This window comes from Kutzneria sp. NPDC052558, assembly GCF_044547355.1.
Taxonomy (GTDB): domain Bacteria; phylum Actinomycetota; class Actinomycetes; order Mycobacteriales; family Pseudonocardiaceae; genus Kutzneria.
Window position 1 is genome coordinate 16,908 of the sequence record NZ_JBIUAG010000022.1, and the last position, 20,313, is coordinate 37,220.

Annotated in this window: 18 protein-coding genes; 8 read left to right on the forward strand and 10 right to left on the reverse strand. The window is 71.2% G+C overall.

The features are described 5' to 3' along the window. The first annotated feature begins 92 nt into the window (after positions 1–92). Together ACIG5F_RS32440 and ACIG5F_RS32445 are read left to right on the forward strand one after the other, a co-directional pair. Positions 93–4,334 (forward strand): GH92 family glycosyl hydrolase, encoded by a 4,242-nt coding sequence (locus tag ACIG5F_RS32440; protein WP_396523731.1) that lies wholly within the window; start codon positions 93–95, stop codon positions 4,332–4,334. 273 nt (positions 4,335–4,607) lie between these two features. Beyond that, complete coding sequence (locus tag ACIG5F_RS32445; RefSeq protein ID WP_396523732.1) at positions 4,608–5,168, forward strand: DUF1062 domain-containing protein; 561 nt, start codon at positions 4,608–4,610, stop codon at positions 5,166–5,168. On the opposite strand, the gene ACIG5F_RS32450 is transcribed toward ACIG5F_RS32445, so the two are convergent. After that, positions 5,165–6,058, reverse strand: a complete 894-nt coding sequence (locus ACIG5F_RS32450) for a LysR family transcriptional regulator (protein ID WP_396523733.1) — start codon at positions 6,056–6,058, stop codon at positions 5,165–5,167. The two genes, ACIG5F_RS32445 and ACIG5F_RS32450, sit on opposite strands and share 4 nt — an antisense overlap. Positions 6,059–6,152: 94 nt before the next feature. On the opposite strand from ACIG5F_RS32450, the gene ACIG5F_RS32455 reads away from it, so the two are divergent. Beyond that, positions 6,153–6,848 carry an SDR family NAD(P)-dependent oxidoreductase gene (locus ACIG5F_RS32455; RefSeq protein ID WP_396523734.1) on the forward strand — a complete coding sequence of 232 codons (696 nt, stop codon included), beginning with the start codon at positions 6,153–6,155 and terminating at the stop codon, positions 6,846–6,848. Positions 6,849–6,975: 127 nt separating this feature from the next. On the opposite strand, the gene ACIG5F_RS32460 is transcribed toward ACIG5F_RS32455, so the two are convergent. The 6 genes from ACIG5F_RS32460 to ACIG5F_RS32485 all read right to left on the reverse strand — a co-directional run bounded on the left by ACIG5F_RS32460 (position 6,976) and on the right by ACIG5F_RS32485 (position 13,409). Further along, entirely contained in the window at positions 6,976–9,282 is a 2,307-nt protein-coding gene (locus ACIG5F_RS32460; protein WP_396523735.1) for a polysaccharide lyase 8 family protein, read from the reverse strand. A gap of 246 nt (positions 9,283–9,528) precedes the next feature. Continuing rightward, on the reverse strand, positions 9,529–10,023 hold the full coding sequence (locus tag ACIG5F_RS32465; protein ID WP_396523736.1) for a hypothetical protein: 495 nt from the start codon (positions 10,021–10,023) through the stop codon (positions 9,529–9,531). Further along, on the reverse strand, positions 10,020–11,339 hold the full coding sequence (locus tag ACIG5F_RS32470) for a DUF58 domain-containing protein (RefSeq protein ID WP_396523737.1): 1,320 nt from the start codon (positions 11,337–11,339) through the stop codon (positions 10,020–10,022). Before ACIG5F_RS32470 ends, ACIG5F_RS32465 begins: the two co-directional genes overlap by 4 nt. Then, positions 11,336–12,283: an AAA family ATPase gene (locus ACIG5F_RS32475; RefSeq protein ID WP_396523738.1), complete on the reverse strand. Its 948-nt coding sequence runs from the start codon at positions 12,281–12,283 to the stop codon at positions 11,336–11,338. The genes ACIG5F_RS32470 and ACIG5F_RS32475 overlap by 4 nt, the downstream gene beginning before the upstream one ends. Beyond that, positions 12,280–12,741, reverse strand: coding sequence for a hypothetical protein (locus tag ACIG5F_RS32480; protein ID WP_396523739.1), 462 nt, complete (start codon positions 12,739–12,741; stop codon positions 12,280–12,282). Before ACIG5F_RS32480 ends, ACIG5F_RS32475 begins: the two co-directional genes overlap by 4 nt. After that, entirely contained in the window at positions 12,738–13,409 is a 672-nt protein-coding gene (locus ACIG5F_RS32485; RefSeq protein ID WP_396523740.1) for a DUF4129 domain-containing protein, read from the reverse strand. Before ACIG5F_RS32485 ends, ACIG5F_RS32480 begins: the two co-directional genes overlap by 4 nt. 34 nt (positions 13,410–13,443) lie before the next feature. Here ACIG5F_RS32485 and ACIG5F_RS32490 point away from each other — a divergent pair, with 34 nt between their 5' ends. Together ACIG5F_RS32490 and ACIG5F_RS32495 are read left to right on the forward strand one after the other, a co-directional pair. Then, positions 13,444–13,809 carry a DUF2203 domain-containing protein gene (locus ACIG5F_RS32490; RefSeq protein ID WP_396523741.1) on the forward strand — a complete coding sequence of 122 codons (366 nt, stop codon included), beginning with the start codon at positions 13,444–13,446 and terminating at the stop codon, positions 13,807–13,809. A 25-nt stretch (positions 13,810–13,834) separates the two neighbouring features. Then, positions 13,835–14,362: a TetR family transcriptional regulator gene (locus tag ACIG5F_RS32495; RefSeq protein WP_396523742.1), complete on the forward strand. Its 528-nt coding sequence runs from the start codon at positions 13,835–13,837 to the stop codon at positions 14,360–14,362. A 22-nt stretch (positions 14,363–14,384) separates the two neighbouring features. Here the strand turns inward: ACIG5F_RS32495 and ACIG5F_RS32500 are convergent, their stop codons facing one another. Both ACIG5F_RS32500 and ACIG5F_RS32505 read right to left on the reverse strand, forming a co-directional pair. Further along, positions 14,385–14,702 carry an ArsR/SmtB family transcription factor gene (locus ACIG5F_RS32500; protein WP_396523743.1) on the reverse strand — a complete coding sequence of 106 codons (318 nt, stop codon included), beginning with the start codon at positions 14,700–14,702 and terminating at the stop codon, positions 14,385–14,387. After that, entirely contained in the window at positions 14,692–15,087 is a 396-nt protein-coding gene (locus tag ACIG5F_RS32505) for an SRPBCC domain-containing protein (RefSeq protein WP_396523744.1), read from the reverse strand. Before ACIG5F_RS32505 ends, ACIG5F_RS32500 begins: the two co-directional genes overlap by 11 nt. 90 nt (positions 15,088–15,177) lie before the next feature. Between ACIG5F_RS32505 and ACIG5F_RS32510 the strand changes: the two genes are divergently transcribed. From ACIG5F_RS32510 to ACIG5F_RS32520, 3 genes are all read left to right on the forward strand, one after another. Continuing rightward, on the forward strand, positions 15,178–15,360 hold the full coding sequence (locus tag ACIG5F_RS32510; protein WP_396523745.1) for a hypothetical protein: 183 nt from the start codon (positions 15,178–15,180) through the stop codon (positions 15,358–15,360). A 105-nt stretch (positions 15,361–15,465) separates the two neighbouring features. Beyond that, the gene (locus ACIG5F_RS32515) at positions 15,466–18,264 is read left to right on the forward strand and encodes a BTAD domain-containing putative transcriptional regulator (RefSeq protein ID WP_396523746.1); all 2,799 of its coding nucleotides are present in this window, start codon (positions 15,466–15,468) and stop codon (positions 18,262–18,264) included. 136 nt (positions 18,265–18,400) lie between these two features. Then, positions 18,401–18,622 (forward strand): hypothetical protein, encoded by a 222-nt coding sequence (locus ACIG5F_RS32520; protein ID WP_396523747.1) that lies wholly within the window; start codon positions 18,401–18,403, stop codon positions 18,620–18,622. Between the two features lie 59 nt (positions 18,623–18,681). Here ACIG5F_RS32520 and ACIG5F_RS32525 read toward each other — a convergent pair whose 3' ends face one another. Continuing rightward, the gene (locus ACIG5F_RS32525) at positions 18,682–20,220 is read right to left on the reverse strand and encodes an esterase-like activity of phytase family protein (RefSeq protein WP_396523748.1); all 1,539 of its coding nucleotides are present in this window, start codon (positions 20,218–20,220) and stop codon (positions 18,682–18,684) included. Positions 20,221–20,313 lie beyond the last annotated feature (93 nt).

Here is a 20,313-nt window from a genome sequence, read left to right on the forward strand (position 1 = left end):
TCCGGACAGGAAACAGGACAGATTCTTGACATCGATGTCACACCCGGTTTCGCTGTCGCCCAGGCAACGGCGCTCCGGGAGGATTCGACGTCATGAGACGACTGTGGTTACTGCTGCTCAGCTCGGCTTTGATAGCAGGGCTCACAGCCACTGTCCCAGCGGTGGCGTCGGCAGCCGGCGCCACCGACTTCTCCTCCTCGTTCGAGGCGGGCAACCCGCAGCCGAACTGGACCGACACCGTCGAGACCGACGCCGGCGGCGCCGCCAAGGCCTCCGGTGTGAACGGCGCGGACGCGTCGACCATTCCGGGCAACGTCGATGACAAGGTTGTCGACGTCCAGGCCAACGCGCAGAACGACGGCGGCGGCGAGGTCAAGGAGAACCTGGTCGACGGCAACGTCAACACGAAGTGGCTGACGTTCACCAGCACCGGCTGGGCCCAGTTCCAGCTGTCCGAGCCGATCGCGGTCATCAAGTACGCGCTCACCTCGGCCAACGACGCCCCCGGCCGTGACCCGCGGCAGTGGACGCTGTCCGGCTCCCAGGACGGCAAGGCGTGGACCGCGCTGGACACCCAGAACGGCCAGGACTTCCCGGACCGGCAGCAGACCAAGTCCTACGACATCGCCAACACCACGCCGTACCTGTACTACCGGCTGGACATCACCCAGAACCACGGCGACCCGATCGTGCAGCTGGCCGAGGTGCAGCTGATCGAGGCGGTCGGCTCCACCCCGCCCGCGCCGACCATGCGCAGCTTCGTGGGCAAGGGCCCCAGCGGCGGCTACAACTCCAAGGCCAACGCCGGCTTCACCGGCGTGAAGGCCTTCCGCTACGCGGGCAGCCACCTCGTGGCCGGGCACGCGTACTCGTACAACAAGGTCTTCGACGTCGACCTCGCGGTCGGCAGGAACACCCGGCTGTCGTACCAGATCTTCCCGGAGCTGGTCGGCGACGACCCGGACTACACCAGCACCTACGCGGCGGTCGACCTGGCCTTCAGCGACGGCACCTACCTCAGCCAGCTCGGCGCGCTCGACCAGCACGGCTTCGTGCTCTCGCCGCAGGGCCAGGGCGCGTCGAAGTCCTTGTACACCAACCAGTGGAACCACATCGCGGCCACCATCGGCACCGTGGCCGCCGGCAAGACGATCAAGCGCATCCTGATCGGCTACGACAAGCCGACCGGGCCGGGCGCGTTCAGCGGCTGGGTGGACGACATCTCGATCGCCGGCGACCCGGCGCAGCCGACCTACGCGCACCTGACCGACTACGTGAGCACGATCCGCGGCACCAACGCCAGCGGCTCCTTCTCCCGGGGCAACAACTTCCCGGCGACCGCGCTCCCGCACGGCTTCAACTTCTGGACGCCGATGACCAACGCCGGCTCGCAGGACTGGCTGTACCAGTACGCGAAGGCCAACAACGGGCAGAACCTGCCGACGCTGCAAGCCTTCGCGGCCAGCCACGAGCCCAGCCCGTGGATGGGTGACCGCCAGACCTTCCAGGTGATGCCGGAGAACGGCACGCCGACCGCCGACCGCAACGCCCGGGCGCTGGCCTTCAGCCACGACGACGAGATCGCCCAGCCGGACTACTACTCGGTGAAGTTCCAGAACGGCATGAAGACCGAGATCACCCCGACCGACCACGCCGCGGTGTTCCGCTTCACCTTCACCGGCAACCAGTCCACTGTGGACTTCGACAACGTGAACAACTCGGGCGGGCTCACCCTCGACCCGGCGACCGGGGTGGCCACCGGCTACTCCGACGTCAAGAGCGGCCTGTCCACCGGCGCGACCCGGATGTTCGTCTACGCCACCTTCGACAAGCCGGTCACCGCCGGCGCGAAGCTCACCGGGAGCGGCCGCGACAACGTGACCGGCTACTTCCAGTTCGACACCAGCGCGGACAAGACCGTGACCATGCGGATCGCCACCTCGCTGCTGTCGGTGGACCAGGCCAGGAAGAACCTGGAGCAGGAGGTCTCCTCCTCCGACACGTTCGACTCGGTGCGGGCCCGGGCCCAGCAGGCGTGGGACTCCCAGCTCGGCGTGATCACCGTGCAGGGGGCCAGCCAGGACCAGCTGGTGACGCTGTACTCCAACCTGTACCGGCTGTTCCTGTACCCCAACGAGGCGTACGAGAACACCGGCACCACGGCCAGCCCGAAATACCAGTACGCCAGCCCGGTGTCACCGCTGGTCGGGGCGAACACGCCGACCCAGACCGGGGCCAAGATCTCCGACGGCGCCATGTACGTCAACAACGGGTTCTGGGACACCGCCCGCACCACCTGGCCGGCCTACTCGCTGCTGTCGCCTTCCATGGAAGGCAAGATGATCGACGGCTTCGTCAACCAGTACAAGGACGGCGGCTGGACCTCGCGCTGGTCCTCCCCCGGCTACGCCGACCTGATGACCGGCACCAGCTCGGACGTCGCCTTCGCCGACGCCTTCGTCAAGGGCATCGACAACTTCGACGTGCAGGCGGCCTACGACGCCGCGGTGAAGAACGCCACCGTCGCGCCGACCAGCTCCGGTGTCGGCCGCAAGGGCCTGGACACCTCCAACTTCCTCGGCTACACCTCGACCGCCACCGACCAGGGCTTCTCCTGGGCGATGGAGGGCTACGTCAACGACTACGGCATCGCCCAGATGTCCAAGGCGTTGCTGGACAAGGCTAAGCCGAACGACCCGCGCCGGCAGGAGTACTCGGACAACTACACGTACTTCCTGAACCGGGCCCAGGACTACGTCAACCTGTTCGACCCGACGGTCGGCTTCTTCCAGGGCCGCAACCCCGACGGCAGCGAGCACAACCCGGGCGCCAGCTTCGACCCGCGGGTGTGGGGCGGCGACTTCACCGAGACCGACGGCTGGAACATGGCGTTCTCGGTGCCGCAGGACGGCCAGGGCCTGGCCAATCTGTACGGCGGCAAGGACAAGCTGGCGGCCAAGCTCGACCAGTTCTTCACCACGCCGGAGACGGCCAAGTTCCCCGGCAGCTACGGCGGCATCATCCACGAGATGGTGGAGGCCCGTGACGTCCGAATGGGACAGTACGGGGCCAGCAACCAGCCCTCGCACGGCATCATCTACATGTACGACGCCGCGGGCCAGCCGGCCAAGACGCAGCAGTACGTGCGGGAGGCGCTGTCCCGGCTCTACATCGGCAGCGAGAACGGCCAGGGCTACCCCGGCGACGAGGACAACGGCGAGATGTCGGCGTGGTACATCTTCAGCGCGCTGGGCTTCTACCCGCTGACCATGGGCAGCGGCGACTACGCCGTCGGCTCCCCGCTGTTCACCAAGGCGACCATCCACCTGGAGAACGGCAAGTCGCTGGTGGTCAACGCGCCCAAGAACAACGCCAAGAACATCTACGTGCAGGGCCTGAAGGTCAACGGCAAGGCGTACGACAAGACCTACCTGCCCAACAGCCTGCTCGCCAACGGCGGCACCCTGGACTTCGACATGGGGCCCAACCCGTCGAAGTGGGGCAGCGGCAGCAACGCCGCCCCGGTGTCCATCACCCAGGGCAACGCGGTGGCGCAACCGCTGCACGACCTGACGGATCCCAAGCAGGGCGCCCTGTTCGACAACACCTCCAACACCCAGTCCACTGTGGACGCCCCGGTGGCCGTGCAGCCATCCGATGCGACCCAGCGGGTGCAGATGTACACGCTGACGTCGGGTTCCTCGGCGGCAGCGGCGCCGACCTCGTGGGCGTTGAAGGCATCGTACGACGGGAAGACGTGGACCACGGTCGACCAGCGCAGCGGTGTGAAGTTCACCGATGCCCGGCAGACCAAGGCGTTCAGCGTGGCCAGGTCCGGTCGGTACAACTACTACCGGTTGGAGCTGGGCTCGGTCGCGACACTGTCCGAAGTGGAGCTTCTCGGCAAGCCGAACCCGGTGTGCGCCACCACGATCGACGGCACCGTGAACGGGCCGCTGACCGTCAAGGGCGTGACCTGCCTGACCGGCACCGTGAACGGGCCCGTCACCGTGTCGCCGGGCGCGTCGCTCTACGCCTTCGGCGGCTCCATCGGCGGCCCGCTGTCGGCCTCCGGCGCGGCCGCCGTGGTGCTGCTCGGCACCCACGTCTCGGGTCCGGCCAGCATCGTCGGCACCACCGGTGAGACCAGCATCGAGACCGCCCGCGTCGACGGTCCCGTGTCGCTGGTCGACAACGCCGCCGCGATCGTGACGTCGACCTCGGTCGGCGGCCCGCTCGCCTGCACCGGCAACAACCCCGCGCCGGCCGACAACGGCCTGCCGGACACGGTCGGTGGCCCCGCCGCCGGCCAGTGCAGCACCCTGACCAACTGACGCTCTCCCCGCGCGTGGCGCCCACCCTCACCGAGGGTCGGGCGCCACGCGTGTGTCCGGCGGAAAAACCGGTTGCCCGCCGCTCGGCCCGTTGCCGATGATGTCGGGCATGTGGCCGTAGGCAATGGCGAATCCAGTCCGCACCCCGTGACCGGTGCGGGCTCGTATCGACGCGACGTGATCCGACACGTCGCGTAGCACGCCATTGACCCAGGGGGGCGGTCCATGGCTGCGTGGCGCTTCCCCTGCCTACCTTGGAGAACCGCCACAGCCATGAGTGAACTTCGCGCGCCCGTCGACCGGAAGGCGCTGTGGGTGGTCCGAGAACTCGGCCTGCCCGCCGTCATCCGGCCCTGTGTGTCCTGCCGCGCCGACCGGCACCACGCCACCGGCAAGTTCCGGGTCAACGCCAGCGGCAAACTGCTCGACGTGTGGCTGCTGATCGGCTGCGACCAGTGCGACCGCACCTCGAAGATCCCGCTGCACGAACGAATCCACGTGCAGGCGCTGGACCATCGGCGTTTGCTGGCCTACGAGGCCAACGACCCGACCATGATCCGCCGGGTGGTCATGGACTCCGGCCTGGCCGGCCGTTGCGGCCACCGGCTGGACTGGGCCGGCGCCTGGACCCTGGACACCGACACCCCGTTCTACGACGGGGAACCGCTGGAGGTCTTCGTCCGGTTCGAGCTGCCGGCCCCGATCCGCGTGGTCAAGCTGCTCATGGCCGGCCTCGGCCTGAGCCGCTCGGCCGTGCGGGCCCTGCCGCTCGACCTGCCCGTGGACCTCGACGCCCGGGTCCGCGAGGACTTCACCTTCCTCGTGACCGGCTAGACCACCTGGGCCGGCTCGGCGCTCCCGATCGCCGCGCTCCCGATCGCCGTGCTCTCGGTCGCCGCGCGGACGAACGCCGCCACCGCGCGGGACCGGGAGCGCTCCGGCCAGGCCAGCACGATCGTGTTCGGCTCCGCGTCCAGGACCGGGATCGCCACCAGATCCTCGCGCAGCGAGGCGCAGACCGACTCCGGCAGCAGCGCGATCAGCCGGCGCAGGGAGATCAGCTGCATCACCTCAGCCGCGTGCTGGACGCGGGGCCCGCCCTCCGGGTTCGGCCCCGCCCAGCTCGGCATCGGCTCGCCGGCCAGCTCCGCCATCTGGAGACTGCGCCGGCGGGCCAGCCGGTGGCTGCGGTGCAGCACCGCCACCACCCTCAGCGTCAGCAGCTCCTCCGAGTCGAAGCCGCTCAGGTCCTCGTACGGCTTGTGCAGGAACGCCACATCCCCTCGCCCGTCCCGCAGCCGCGCCGCCGCCTCCCCCGGCGCCGTGAACTCCAGATCCGCCGGCACCGCGTCCGGATCCCGTTCGTACGCCTCGAGAATCCCCGCCAGCAGGCCCGCGTCCCCGCCCGGCTTCATCACCACCACCAGCCGCGGCTGCGCCGTCCCGGCCCGCTGCGCCTTCCTCGCCGCCGCCGACACCGCCTCCAGCGCCTTGCTCCCCTCGTGCAGCAGCACCTCCCCCGCCTCCGTCAGCCGCACCCCTCGGCTGTTGCGGATCAGCAGCTCCACCCCCAGCCGCTGCTCCAGCTGCCGGATCGCCCTGGACAGCGGCGGCTGCGCCATCCCCAGCCGCTGCGCCGCCCGTCCGAAGTGCAGCTCCTGCGCCACCGCCACGAACTTCCGCACGTCCTCCGAGTCCACCGCCGGCCTGCTCAGATCGGTCACGGCCACTCTCCGTCCCCTCAGCGATACCTCCAGGGTATCGCCAGGTATCGAACGAGTCCTGGCCGCGCGGTTCACCCGGGGGTTGACTCGGGGTATGACCGAGAACAAGAACATCGCTCTGGTCACTGGGGCGAACAAGGGCATCGGGCGGGAGATCGCCGCGCAGCTGCTGGGGCGGGGCGTGACGGTGCTGCTGGGCGGGCGGAATCCGGAGCTGGTGGCGGCGGCGGCGCAGGAGCTGGGGGCGCGGCCGGTGGTGGTGGACGTGAGCGAGGACGCGAGCGTGGCCGCGGCGGCGGAGCTGGTGGAGGCCGAGTACGGGCGGCTGGACGTGCTGGTCAACAACGCGGCCATCACCGGCGGCGGGGCCAACGACGTGGCGACCATGCAGACCGTGTTCAACACCAACGTGTTCGGCGTGATCCGGATGATCGACGCCTTCACGCCGCTGCTGCGGCGGTCGGCCGCCCCGCGCATCGTCAACGTGTCGAGCTCGGTGGGCTCGCTGGACTTCGTGACCGGGCCGAACAACCAGCTGCCGTTCATGCTGCCCTACCCGACCTCGAAGTCGGCGCTGAACGCCGTGACCGTGCAGTACGCGCGGGAGCTGGGCAAGGAGGGCTTCAAGGTCAACGCCGTCTGCCCCGGCTACTGCGCCACCGACCTCAACCACTTCAGCGGCCACCGCACCCCGGCCCAGGGCGCGGAGATCGCCGTCACCATGGCCACCATCGGCGAGGACGGCCCCAACGCCGGCTTCTTCGACGAGAACGGCCCCGTCGCCTGGTGACTCCCTCACGTTGAACGTCATGAAGGGCCCCTTACTGACGTCCAACGTCAGTAAGGGGCCCTTCATGACACCCCCAAAACGCCAGTAACGGGCCTTTCACTGCGCCAGTATCGGGCCTGGCGTGAGGTCACCAGCCGATCTTGAAGGTGTGGGTGGCGCCGAGGGAGCCGGTGACGTCGACGGTGTGGCTGCCGACGCCGGCGACCTTGACGGTGACGGAGGTCTGGAGCTGGGTGGGGTCGGACAGGGCGAAGTTCCAGCCGCCCCGACCCCGGGACCACAACACCGAGGCCGGGGCGGAGACCGAGACGCGTCCGACGGTGGCGGCGGCCCAGAAGTTGGCGCCGGTGATGTCGGAGTCGAGCTGAACCGCTTGCACGGCAGCGGTGTTGGCCAGCACGCGGTACCGGCCGCGGGCCCCGGCGGTCTCCCACGGCGTGGCGCCGGGCAGCACGGCGTAGGCGTAGGAAGCGCCCTTGGGGTTGGGGCCGTGGTCGATGAGGATCTTCTGGAACCGCCGCGTGTACGGCACGGTGGTGCCGTGGGTGTTGGCCCCGGTGTCCACGCCGAACCAGGTGCCGGTGCGGTCTTCCCGTGACGTGACAACGGAAGCGTCGTCGAGCAGGACGTAGCCGGCGACGCCGTCGAGGTGCAGCCAGTGCCGCTGGGCGGTCAGGCGGCGGGTGCCGTTCTCGCCGAGGCTGCGGTTCTCCACGGTGGTCCGCACGTGCGCGCCGGTGGCGTCGGTGATGCCGGCGCCGAGGCAGACGACGCCGTCGGGGGTGAAAAACCACGACTTCTTGGCCGACAGGGTTCCGTCCTGGGACAGGAAGTCCAGCCCGAACGCGCCGTGCCGGTCGTCCCAGCGCGAGCCGCCGACCCACGGGGTGGTGGTGATCGGGGTGGCCTGGAGCGCGGGCGGGGTGGCGTCCTTCTCGGTGGTGCCGGGCAGCGCGGTGGCGTCCACGGTCGGCCAGTAGGCGTCGCTGTAGTTGCCCTGGTCGCCGGGCAGGAAGGTGTACAGCACGCCGTCGCCGACGTACCAGCCGTGCAGGTTCTGGCCGTTGATGGACTCGTAGCGGCAGATCCGGGGGGAGCCGACGCCGAGCGAGGCCGACCAGGTCGGCGTGATGTGCACCATCCGGTCCTGCTGCGGGAAGATCCGGTGCGACGACACGGTGTGCGCGGCGTCCCTTGTGGACAGTTCCTTGGCGAACTCCACCTCGGGCACGCCGACCATCTGCAGGCCACCGGAGAACCGGACCAGGTTCTCCACCTTGAAGTACGGGGCCCACTGACCTTCCTTGATCCACTTGGTGGCCAGGGAGACCAGCTGCTTGCGGGTGTTTCCGGTGGCGTGCCGGGCCAGCAGCACGACGGCGGCGGTGAGCTGGTGGCCGGCGTCGTAGCCGGTCTCGCCCTGCCGGGACAGCATGCGGCCGCGCACCGGCTCCATCATCGCGCCGGAGGCCACGAAGGGCGCGTACACGTCGGCCACGGTGTCGTAGAACTTCTGCTTCACGTCGGCGGAAAGCTGGGTCGCGGTGCCGTCGGTGACGTGGATGATGCCGGCCGCCGCGGTGAGCAGCACCAGGCCGTAGTGGCCGGGGTAGGGCACGACGTCGTGCTGGATGAACGAGCCGTCGGTGTGGTAGCCGTCGCTCTTGGTCACCCGGGCGACCAGGTTGGCCGCGCCGCCGCCGGCCTGGTCGGTGACGGCCGCGAGCGCGCTCACGATGCGCTGCGAGTCGCCGCCGAGCGCGCCGGCCACGATGCTGATCAGCGACTTGTCGGCGCGGTTGGCGCCGGTCTCGACCAGGCCCTTGGTGGCGGTGCGGAAGTTCGGGTCGTTGTTGAAGCGCAGCACCGGACGCAGGTAGCGCTGGAGGTCGGCGTCGGCCAGCTGGTCGCGCATGCACACCAGGGTCTGGATCAGCCAGTACGGCACGCCGATCTCGTACGAGTACCAGTTGCCGATCTCGCCGACGTTCTCGTTGTACTCGGTGCGGTACAGCGTCTCCAGCGCGGTGGCGATGCGCGCGGCCTGGCCGGGCTTGGTCGACAGGGCCGAGCCGGGCGTCGCGTAGTTCACCGCGATGGTGCGCAGCCGGTAGTACATCGTCGGGAAGTAGTCGCTGCCCGGGCCGACCTTGAGGTCGGTCCACAGCTGGTCGCCGGCGATGTTCATGGTCGAGTCGTACTGGAGGGCGACCTCGTCGAGCGCCTTCACCGCTCCGGTTCTCTCCGGCGACGGCAGGTTGCGTCCGACCTGGAGCTCCCGGTAGGCGGCGATGATCTTCTCGGCGTCGGTGACCGGCGCGGCGCTGCCCGCGGCCGCGGCCACTCCGGTGCCGGCCGCCAGCGTGCCGACCGCCGCCGTGGAGACGCCCGCGGCGACGCCGTACCGGAGCAGATCCCTGCGGTTGATCGACATCCCCGCCTCCAGTTTCACATATGCGAACCAGCTTCACATTCTCGAAATACGTCGGGAAAATTAGTGTGACGGGCGGCACGTGTCAACGCCCTGCGCCCGAGAGACCACCGGGGGCACCTGAGTGGCTCACTTGCGCCCAACAGCCACCCAAGCCACTCACGTGGTGAGGAAGGAGGCACGTGAGTGGCTTAGGTGCGCCTGGAGGCCAAGTAGGCCACTCACGTGCGGCGGCCACCGGCAGGCAGGTCAGTTGCGGGGCAGGGCGAGCAGGGCGATGCCGGCGGCGGCGAGGAAGCCGGCGGCTTCGACGAGGGGGTCGATCCGGCCGGCGGGCAGCAGCACGGCGACGACGACGAGGGCGAGGACGGCGACCTGGATGAGCAGGTAGCGGCGCAGGGGTCGGCGGAAGGCGGAGAGGTGCAGCCGGGAGTCGAGGGGCAGCACGGCGGCGATGGCGGAGAGCATGTGGCCCAGGTGCAGCAAGGGAATCAGCAGCACGGCCGAGACGCTGACGTCGGCGCCGTCCAGGAAGGCGGTGGCGACGGCGGCGGCGCCGATGAGCACGGTCATGGCCGGGGAGCTGGGCAGGGCGACGGAGACGGCGACCACCAGGAGGAGCACGACCTGCATGGCGAAGCCGAGCCCCTGCCCGGCGAGCACGATGACCACCAGCACGCCGAGCAGGCCGATCGCGGCCCGCAGCAGCCAGCCGGGCAGGCCCGGGCGCAGGTCGAGGGTCATCGGCGGATCCGGCGCAGCAGGTCGGCGACGGAGCCGCCATCCGACCAGGACATCACGGCCACGCCCCGGTCCCGCAGGGCGGTGAGCCGGGCGCTGTGCTCCAGCAGCAGCATCCGCCGCACGACCTCGCCCCACCGGTCGGATCGGTCGGCGATGAGCCCGGACGGCAGGACATCGACGGCCAGCACACGGTTTCCGCGCCGGGCGGCGTGCACGGCGGTCTGCACGATGGCGTCGTCGAGGAAGGGCGACAGCATCACCACGACGGCCCCGGAGGGCACCTGACGCTCGGCCAGCACGGGCGCGGGCGACCAGCCGGCGTTGGCCGCGCACACGACGATCTGGTTGCGCAGCCGCAGAAGTTGCCGGCGGCCGACGGCGGGCGCGAGCCCGAGTTGCGGCCGGCCGAGGTCGACCAGCCCGACCCGGTCCCCCAGCCGCAGGTAGCTGGCGGCGAGGGACACGGCGGCCCGCACCGAGGTGTCGAGGCTGCCGCCGGGGCGGACGGTCGAGCCGAGCAGGGACACCGACCACTCGGACAGGTCCGGCACCACATCGGACCGGGTGTCCAGCGCCAGCACGATGTCGGCGTCGGCGGTGGCGTGTCGTTCGCGTACGGACAACTCGCCGTTGTCGCTGCGCAGGGAAACCCGCCAGTCGATGCCGCGCAGCCGGTCCCCCGGCTGGAACGGCCGGATGTCCCGCAGCTCGACGCCGTCGCCGGGACGGCGGGAGCGGTGCGCGCCGACCAGCCCGGCCGGTCGCGGCGGCAGTGGCCCGACCGGCAGCTTGTCCAACGGCGGCAACACGATTCGGCTCATGTCGCTGCCGACCATCGGCCCGTGCACGACCATCGCGTCCGGTCCGGCCAGCAGGTGGTCGACCCGCACGTCGACGCCGACGCCCCAGGCCGAGCGGCGCAGCGGCGCGGACACCCGCCGCACCGACGCCGGCAGCAGGTGCACCACGCCCGGGCCCTTGACTCCCTTGGTGGGCAAGCGAATGGCCAGCAGCTCGGCGTTCTCGCCGGGCTCGATCTCGACGACGACCGATGTGGTGTCGGTGCTCTCGGCCGTACGCGGCGGCGGCGTCACCTGCACCGCGGGCACGCCCGATGGCGCCGCTCGCACGGCCAGCACGCCGGAGATCAGCAGCGGCGCGCCGATCAGCACCAGCTCGGCCTTGTGCATGATCACGCCGACCACGACCAGCCCGACCCCGAGCAGCAGGGCGCGGCGCATGGTCTCGGTGCCGTGCCAGGTTTCGTTGCGGCCGCCGCGAAGCGCCGAGCGAATCCGCTCCGCCCGGGTGCTCATCGCGTGCTCGCCGGCCCCGGCACCTTGCCCAGCAGCTCGGTCACCACCTGCACGCCGGTGACGCCCGATGTCCACGTCTCCGGCCGCAGCACCAGCCGGTGCGCGAGCGCCGCGACCGCGCACTCCTTGACATCCTCCGGAAGCACGTGATCACGACCGTCCACAACGGACAGAGCGCGGGCGACAAGGGTCAGCGCGAGCGAGCCGCGGGGCGACGCGCCGACCTCCACCGCCGGGTGGGCCCGGGTCGCCGCCACCAGATCCACGCAGTAGCGCAGGATGTCCTCGTCCACCGCGACCTTCTCCACCTCGGCCTGGAGCTCGGCCAGCCCGGCCGCGTCCACCACCGGGGCGACCTCGGTCTCCTCGCGCCGCCGGGCCAGCCGCCGGCGCAGCACCTCGATCTCCTGCTCGGCCGGCGGATAGCCGACGTCCAGCCGGAGCAGGAACCGGTCCAGCTGCGCCTCCGGCAGCGGATAGGTGCCCTCGTATTCCACGGGATTGGCGGTGGCCAGCACGTGGAACGGGCGGGGCAGCGGAAAGGTGCGGCCCTCGACGGTGACCTGCTTCTCCTGCATGGCCTCCAGCAACGCCGACTGCGTCTTCGGCGGCGTGCGGTTGATCTCGTCGGCCAGCAGCAGCCCGGCGAACACCGGGCCAGGGCGGAAGGCGAACTCGCGGGTCGACGGGTCGTAGAGGAAGGACCCGGTGATGTCGGCCGGCAGCATGTCCGGCGTGCACTGGAGCCGGCGGAACTCCAGGCCCAGCGCCTGGGCCAGGCTGCGGGCCAGCAACGTCTTGCCCAGCCCCGGCACGTCCTCCAGCAGCACGTGACCGCCCGCCAGCACCGCGGCCAGGGCCAGGCGCAGCGTGCGACGCCCGCCGACGACAACCTGCCCGACGGCCTCCAGCACCGCGTCGCTCGCGGTGGCCACAGCAGTCACAGTTCCTCCAGTCGGTTCAACAGTTCCACCAGCCGGGCCGGGTTGGGCATGGCCGCGGTCCGATCGGTGAGCAGCCGGTGCAGGTCCTCGCCCAGCAGCTCACGGGCCATGGGGTCGTCCAGCCCGATGTCGCCGCAGCCGGGATGGCGGCGAATTCGCCCCAGTGCCAACGCTTGCAGCCGGGGCCGGACCCTGGTGACGAAGCGGTGCGGGTCGGTCTCGGCGTCGGCCAGGCGCGCGCCGAGCGAGCTGGCGTGGGTGGCGATCGGGGCCGACGAGCCGGTGGGCAGCGGCTGCCAGCTCGGGTCGACCGCCGGCAGCATGCGCACGCCCACGAACACCAGGCCGGCGATGGCCAGTGTGATCAGCACCGCCCACGGCAGCAGCGGCACGCCGACCACGATGTACTGGAACAGGAACGCGACCACGGCGGCCGCGCCGGTCACTAGCCAGGTCAACGGGCCGCCTCCAGGTCGGCGATGATGCGGTCGAGCGCGTCGCCGGCGGCCTCGGCGTCGGCGTCGGTCATCACGCCGGCCGGCCCGAACCGGGCCCGCCCGTAGAGCCGGCGCAGGTCGTCCAGCGCATCGGGGCTCACGTCGTGCCCGGCCAGGACCGAGCCGACGAACTCGGTCGGCGTCTCGTGCGGCTGCCGCTCGGTGCCGGTCTCGACGGCCGCGCGCTCCAGGGCCAGCCAGGCCTCGATCACCCGGTCCGACGGCGGGCCGCCCTCCCGGGCCCGCAACCGCACCAGCGCCCGCTTTCCGGCCTGCACCAAGGATCCGAGCGAGCCGTAGGCCCCGCCGTCGGCCTCCCGGTCGCCGTTCTGGGCGGCCACCAGCGTCCGGGTGCGGCCACGCCGTTGGATGAGCGTGAGCAGGGTGATGATGGTGGCCACGGCCAACAACAGGCCCACGACGCCCAGGAGCATGATCACCCAGGCCAGCGGGCCGCCGGTCTGGTTGTCCTGCGGCAGCGGGGGCGGCGCCGGCGGCGCGGTGGCGGTCGGGGTGGCCGGCGTCAGCCGCAACGGCGTGAGCTGGAACGACGTCGCGCCGCGGGCGGCGACCACCGCGAGCAGCAGCAGCGCCGCCAACGCCAGGATCCGGGGCGCGACACGCGACATCAGTGAAGGATGCACCATCTGCCAGGCTGGACGCATGGGATTGTTCACTGTCGGGCAGGCGCGGGACGAGCTGGCCCGGCTTCTGCCGGTTCTGGACGAGATCGTGGCGCTGCGGGCCGACGCCGCCGAGGTGGCCGCCTCGCTCGTGCTCGGCGGCCCGCCGACCTCGATCGGCGGGCTGCCCGAGTGGAAGGCCGCGCAGGCCCGGCTGGACGAGCTGATGACCGTGGTGCAGCAGACCGGGGCCGAGCTCAAGGGCCTGGCCCCGCTGCTGGTCGACTTCCCGGCCGAGCTCGACGGAGTGCCGGTGCTGCTGTGCTGGCTGGAGGGCGACCGGGAGCTGGCCTGGTACCACCGCGACGACCTGGGCTTCGCCGGCCGCCGCCGGCTTGGCAACTGAACGTTCACTCAATTACCCTGGTCGCATGGCGACGCGCGACCCCGAGGCCAAGCGGCAGCAGCTGCTCGACGCCGCCCTGACCGAGTTCGCCGCGCACGGCATCAGCGGCGCGCGGATGGACCAGGTCGCCAAGCGCGCCGGGTGCAGCGCCGGCCTGGCCTACACCTACTTCAAGGGCAAGGACGAGCTGTTCGACGCCGTCTTCGAGCAGATCGTGCGCACCATCGTCAGCACCGTGCCCATCGACGCCGACGACCTGCCCGGCTACGCCGCCCGGCTCTACGACTCCCACCAGGCCAACCCCGAGGTCGCCCGCCTGGTCACCTGGTACCGCCTGGAGCGCGGCGAGGCCGCGCTGGCCACCCCGCTGGCCGTGAAGTCCACCGACGCCAAGGTCGACGCCGTCCGCGCCGCCCAGGCCGCCGGCACGGTCTCCGACCGCTTCACCGCCGAGGAACTCGTCGCCCTGATCCAGCACATCGCCGCGCTGCCCTCCGGGGACCGCACGCGCGACACCGTCGCCGCGGCCGTCCGCCGCCTGGTCGAGCCGTGAACCCGTTGGCCGACAACGTGTCCTAAGTGGACTCGGTCTCGGCGAGGCGCTTGATCATGGTCAGCCGGCGGTCCCAGACCGAGGCCAGGCCGGCCAGGTGGCGGGAGGTGGTCTCCAGCGGGCCGGGCTCGACCTGGTAGAGCACCTGGCGGCCGTCGCGCCAGCCGCTGACCAGGCCGGCCTGCTCCAGCACCAGCAGGTGCTTCATCACGGCCTGCCGGCTGACCGGCAGCCGCGCGCCGAGGGTGGTCGCGCTGGCCTGCCCGAGCTCGGCCAGCACGTCCAGCAGCTGGCGGCGGGTCGGGTCGGCCAGCGCGACGAGCACGGCGTCAACGCTCACATTCGGCCTTCGCGAGGTCCAACTGCATGCGCCATCCCCTGATGTTGCCGTCCCGGTGCTCGGTCGAGACGAAGCCGCTCTCCACCACCTTCAGCGTGGTCACGCCGTCGGCCTCGGACAGCCAGAACTCCACGAGGGTGGTGGCGCGCTCGTTCCCGTCGTCCAGCCAACGGTACGCGAGATAACTGTGCGGTTCGGCCTTTTCGGTGCGAATCCGGAAGGTCCCGTAGCGGGGGTCTGTCACCACGTCAATGTCGTCGGCCTCGCGGCTGCGGGTCTGCCCGCCGCGGTCGCCGTCGCCGATCCACCAACCGGCCTCGCTGACCAGGGCCCAGACCCGGGCCGCCGGGGCGTGAATGACGATCTCGCGCTCGATGTCGTCCACTGTCTGCCTCTCCTCTTCAGGTGCTACCTACAGGTTGCACGTCATTCCCCTCAAGTGCAACCCGGGGGTAGCACCTGCTAGGTTCCGGCCGTGCGCGAGCTGACCGACGTGATCAAGACCCTCGGCCTGGCCGAGCGGGCCGCCGACTGGACCAGCGCCGGCGACCTGGCTCGGCAGACCTCCACCTCGCCCGCGCTGCTGCGGGAGCTGCTGAACGACCTGGTGGCCCGCGGCGTCTTCCTCCGCGACAACGGCCGGTACCGAGCCTGCTGACGCGGTCCCCCGACCGGCTGCTTCACGGATTCTTCGGCAAAACTGGAATCCGCTGGCCATGGTGCGCGACGATGGACGCGACAAGGGCGCGAATGGGGGCGATCCATGGCGGTCGAGCTGCGGCTGCTCGGCACCGTCGAAGCGACGGCCGACGGCCGGCCACTCGATCTCGGCCCCGTACGGCAACGGTGCGTGCTGGCGGCGCTCGCGGTCGGGGCCGGCCAGCCGACCTCGCTGGAGCAGCTGGCCGACCGGGTCTGGGCGGAGCGGCTGCCCAGCAGCGGCCACAAGGTGCTCTACGGCTACCTCTCGCGATTGAGGCGCACGTTCGAGGCCCTGGGCGTGGCGATCGAGCGGCGCTCCGGCGGCTACGTCCTCACCGTGGGCGACGGCGCCGTCGACCTGCACCGGTTCCGCGCCCTGGTGGCCGAGGCCCGGTCCGGCAAGTCCGACGACGAGGTCCTCGCCCTGTACGACCAGGCGCTCGGCCTGTGGCGCGGCGAGGCCGTGATGGACCTGGACACGCCGTGGTTCGCGGCGCTGCGCGGGGAGTTGGCGACCGAGCGGCTGGCGGTCCAGCTCGACCACGCCGAAGTCGCGCTGCGCCGCGGCCGACATGCCGAGCTGCTGCCGGCGCTGTCGGCGCTGGCGACGAGGCATCCGCTGGACGAGCGACTGGCCGGGCTGCTGATGCTCGCGCTGTACCACAGCGGTCGCCAGGCGGACGCCCTCGAACACTACGAGCTGACCCGCAAGCGGCTTGCCGACGAGCTCGGCGTCGATCCCGGACGGCAGCTGCGTCAGGCCCACCTCGACGTCCTCGCCGCGCCGGGCACGCCCGTGACGGTGAACGCGATTCCCCGCCAGCTGCCCGCGGCGCCGCACTGGTTCACCGGGCGCACCGACGAACTGGCCCGGCTGGACCAGGCGATCGGCTCCGGCTCGCCGGTGGTGATCTCGACCATCGGCGGCATGGGCGGCATCGGCAAGACCTACCTCGCGCTGCAATGGGCGTACCGCAACCTGGACCTGTACCCGGACGGCCAGCTGTTCGTCAACCTCGGCGGCTTCGACCCGTCCGGCGAGCCGGTGACGACCGCGGCCGCCGTGCGGCGCTTCCTCGACGCGCTCGGCGTGCCGGCCGAGGCCATTCCGGCCGACGTGGAATCCCAGCTCGGCCTGTTCCGCGGCCTGGTGGCCGACCGGCGGATGTTGATCGTGCTCGACAACGCCCGCGACACCGCCCAGGTCGCGCCGCTGCTGCCCGGCGGCGCCACCTGCACGGTGTTGGTGACGAGCCGGCACCGGCTCGGCGGCCTGGTCGCCGCGCACGGGGCGCAGCCGCTGGCCCTGGGCGGGTTCGATCCGGCCGACGCCCGAGCACTGCTCACCCGCCGGCTCGGGCCGGCCAAGGTCGCCGCCGAGTCGGCCGCGATCGACGACCTGGTCCGGCACTGCGCCGGGCTCCCGCTGGCGCTCGGCATCGTCGCCGCCCGCGCCGCCGGCCACCCCGACTTCGGCCTGGCCGCGGTCGCGGACGAGATGGCGTCGGCCTCGACCCGGCTGGACGCCCTCGACGTCGGCGAGCTGGCGGCGAACCTGCGCGCGGCGTTCACCGCCTCGTACAGCGCGCTGAGCGACGACGCCGCGCTGATGTTCTGCCAGCTGGGGCTGGCCCCCGGCCCGGACATCAGCGCGACGGCGGCGGCGAGTCTGTTCGGCTCCGCCGCCCCCGTGGCCATGATCGGGCTGCGGGAACTGGAAGCGGCCCATCTGGTGCAGCAGCACCTGCCCGGGCGCTACCGGATGCACGACCTGATCTCCTTGTACGCCAACGAGCAGGCGCATCGTGAGCTCGATGAGGCCCAGCGGAGGCAGGCGTCGCGACGACTCCGCGACTTCTACATCCACACCGCCTACGCGGGCGAGCGGCTGCTGGATCCGGACCGGCCGGCGATCGAGCTGTCGGCGCTGCCGCCGTCCTGCCTGCCGCGCAAGCATCGCGACGTCGCCCACGCGCTGGACTGGCTGGAGGCCGAGCACGCCACCACCCTTGCCATGCTCACGGCGCTGGCCGCCGCCGGCGATCACGCCGGGACCTGGCGGCTGGCCTGGTCGCTGGGCACGTTCCAGTGGCGACGCGGGCATGTGGCCGACAACGTCGAGACGTGGCGGATGGCGCTGGCCGCCGCCCGGGCGCTCGACGATCTCGGCATGATCAGCCAGGCCCACCGGCGACTCGGCCTGGCCTTCGCGCGGGCCAAGGAGCACGACCGGGCCGTGGCCCAGCTGCGGCAGGCCGTCGAGGTGGCCGAACGCGCCGACGACCCGGCCGAGCTGTCGCTCAACCACCAGTCGTTCGCCTGGGTCTGCGCCCGTCAGGGCCGCGACGCCGAGGCGCTGCTGCACGCCGAGCGCGCGCTGCACCTGCTGCCCAAGGCCGACGTGGACGCCAACTCGCTCAACCTCGTCGGCTGGTACAAGGCCCGCGCCGGCCAGTACGAGCAGGCGCTGGAGTACTGCAACGCCGCCCTGACCGCCGGCCGGTGCGAGGGAAACGTCGAGGTCGAGGCCGACACCTTGGACAGCCTCGGCTTCATCGAGCACAACCTCGGCCGGCACGACGAGGCCGTGCGGCACTGTCGTGAGGCGGCGGCCCTGTTCACCCAGCTCGGCAATCTCTACGAGCTGGCCAACACCCTCGACATCCTCGGCCGCTCGCTGTCCGCGCTCGGCCAGCAAGCCGAGGCCGCCTCGACCTGGCGACGGGCCCTCACGTTGTTCGAGGCCCAGCACCGCGGCTCGGACGCGACGCGGATACGGCAGCAGTTGGCGGAGTTCGACCAGCTGCCCGCGGCGACCTTGATCCAAACGCCGATTCAAGGTTCGGCGAAGGTTCAGTGAAGCCCGGCTGGGCAGTATGTCCGACGCAGGCGATGCGTCAGCACCGCCGGTGCCGGCCGCGTCCAGAGGGGAGACGCGGCCGGCATCAGCCGCCGGTCTCCCCGGCGACTATACCTCGGACCATGGGATGACTGGCGTGCGGTTTCGGTTCCGACTCACGCCGCTCGACCGGGTCACGCCCTGGCGCGGCGACGACATCGCCGTCACCGCGACCGTTCCAATGAGACAGTGGCTCGCGGCGCTGGCCGAGTTCGACCGGGAGCTCGTCGCGGCCATGGCGGAACGACTCGGCGACGATCCGGCGCTGCTGATCGAGCACGAGCAGCGGGCCCGATGGGTGGCGAAAACCCTGCCCTGACGAGGGAAACGCCGGCCGCCCCGGAGGGTCACACGCAGCGGTGGCTGCCGGCGGCAGGATCAACGCACCGAGATGGTCACGGTGACGGTCCTGGTCTGGGCCGGCAGCTTGCGGGTGTCGATGGCCAGGTACTCGCCGTCGTCCTGGACGCCGGCCGGCGTCACCTTGGCGTGCAGCTGGAACGGCGGCGCGGTGTTGGTGACGCCGTCGACGCCGAAGTCGCTGTCGTTGCTGACGACGATGGTGCGGCCGTGGTCGGTGGTGGCGACGCCTTCGATCTTGTCGTGGCCGAAGAAGCCGCCGGTCGGGTCGAGGCCGGTGAGCAGGCCGCCGAGGTCGACGTCCAGGGTCTTGCCCACCGGAGTGATGCCGACCTTGGCCAGGTCGGCGGTGGCGGTCCTGGTGTCGTCGGCGCCGACGTAGGCGTCGATGGTGGCCTTGTTCGGGCCGACCAGCAGGCCGCCCCTGGTCCCGTCGTAGCCGGCGGCCTTCGGGCCGACGTCGGTGGCCCCGGTCAGGTCGATCATGAACAGCTTCTTGTACGCCCCGGGCTCCGGCTTGCCGTCCCGCTCGTCGACCAGGAATGTGGTGTCGCTCAGCGCGGTGATCTCGCTGACCGCGCCGCTGGTGGTCTTGGGATCGTCCAGCAGATAGAGGTATTCGTGCGTGGCGCGGGTGCGCAGGTCGTAGGTGACGATGCGCAGCGTGGTCACGTTGCCGGGCTTCTTGGTCAGGTCCGGCTGCTGCAACGCCGACTGCATGATGCCGACCAGGGTGCGGCCGTCCGGCGTGACGGTCAGGCCCTCCATGCCCTTGTTCGGCACGCGGTTGGCCAGCTCGGCCGGCAGCGAGCCGTCGAACGGCGAAAGCCGTTGTAGCGCACGGCCGTTGCGGTCGAAGTGGGTGATGAACGGGCCGTACTCGTCGGACACCCAGAACGTGCCGTCGGGCAGCGCGACCAGGCCTTCCGAGTCGTAGCCGTTCGGATCGGCCGGCAGCGGGTTGCCGTTGAGGTCCAGGATCGTCTCGCCGGTGTTGGCGGCGGTGCTGACCCGGCCCGAGTACGGCGTGCCGGCCTTGGCCCGCAACGGGATCGTGCGCTCCAGCACCGCCTTCCCGTTCACCAGGCGGAACTTGCCGATGGCCGGGTCGAAGCCCGGCAACGGCTCGATCTTGACGCCGTTGGGGCCGTCCACGTTGGGGCCGCGGTCGGTCAGGCCGTAGAACTCGTCGCGGCTGCCCGGGACCGGGGCCAGCGAGGAGCCGTAGGCCCCGGCGGTGATCGGCACGCCGCCGACCACGCCTAACGGCGGCAGCTTGGTGTCGTACAGCCGCACCGCGTCGGTTTCGGTGTAGGTGAAGGAGTCCGTGCCGGTGAAGCCGGGGGCCGGGGTGTAGCGCAGCGTGCCGTCCTGGTCACGGGCAACCGTTCCGTGCGCGGGGGCGGTGTGCGACACGATCGTCTGTCTCGCGGTCACGGTCACGGGCTGGCCGCGGTGTGTGCGGTAGCCGGGGTCGGTGCTGGCGTCCGCGACGCCCGTGGCGAGCAGGCTCAGCGCGACCGCTCCGGCGGTGGCGGCGATCCGGGTGTGTTTCACCGGCAGGAGTGTTGTCACGGCAAGTGGACGCCGGCCGACCCCCAGGCGACGCGCCGGTGAACAAACTCGTCCTTTCCAGCGGTCACGAGGTAG

Coding starts and splice junctions, on each gene's coding strand:
- ACIG5F_RS32515 (WP_396523746.1), top strand. CDS start 15,466: ATGGCGGTCGAGCTGCGGCTGCTCGGCACCGTCGAAGCGACGGCCGAC.
- ACIG5F_RS32470 (WP_396523737.1), bottom strand. CDS start 11,339: ATGAGCACCCGGGCGGAGCGGATTCGCTCGGCGCTTCGCGGCGGCCGC.
- ACIG5F_RS32495 (WP_396523742.1), top strand. CDS start 13,835: ATGGCGACGCGCGACCCCGAGGCCAAGCGGCAGCAGCTGCTCGACGCC.
- ACIG5F_RS32445 (WP_396523732.1), top strand. CDS start 4,608: ATGAGTGAACTTCGCGCGCCCGTCGACCGGAAGGCGCTGTGGGTGGTC.
- ACIG5F_RS32485 (WP_396523740.1), bottom strand. CDS start 13,409: ATGTCGCGTGTCGCGCCCCGGATCCTGGCGTTGGCGGCGCTGCTGCTG.
- ACIG5F_RS32440 (WP_396523731.1), top strand. CDS start 93: ATGAGACGACTGTGGTTACTGCTGCTCAGCTCGGCTTTGATAGCAGGG.
- ACIG5F_RS32455 (WP_396523734.1), top strand. CDS start 6,153: ATGACCGAGAACAAGAACATCGCTCTGGTCACTGGGGCGAACAAGGGC.
- ACIG5F_RS32465 (WP_396523736.1), bottom strand. CDS start 10,023: ATGACCCTCGACCTGCGCCCGGGCCTGCCCGGCTGGCTGCTGCGGGCC.
- ACIG5F_RS32490 (WP_396523741.1), top strand. CDS start 13,444: ATGGGATTGTTCACTGTCGGGCAGGCGCGGGACGAGCTGGCCCGGCTT.
- ACIG5F_RS32460 (WP_396523735.1), bottom strand. CDS start 9,282: ATGTCGATCAACCGCAGGGATCTGCTCCGGTACGGCGTCGCCGCGGGC.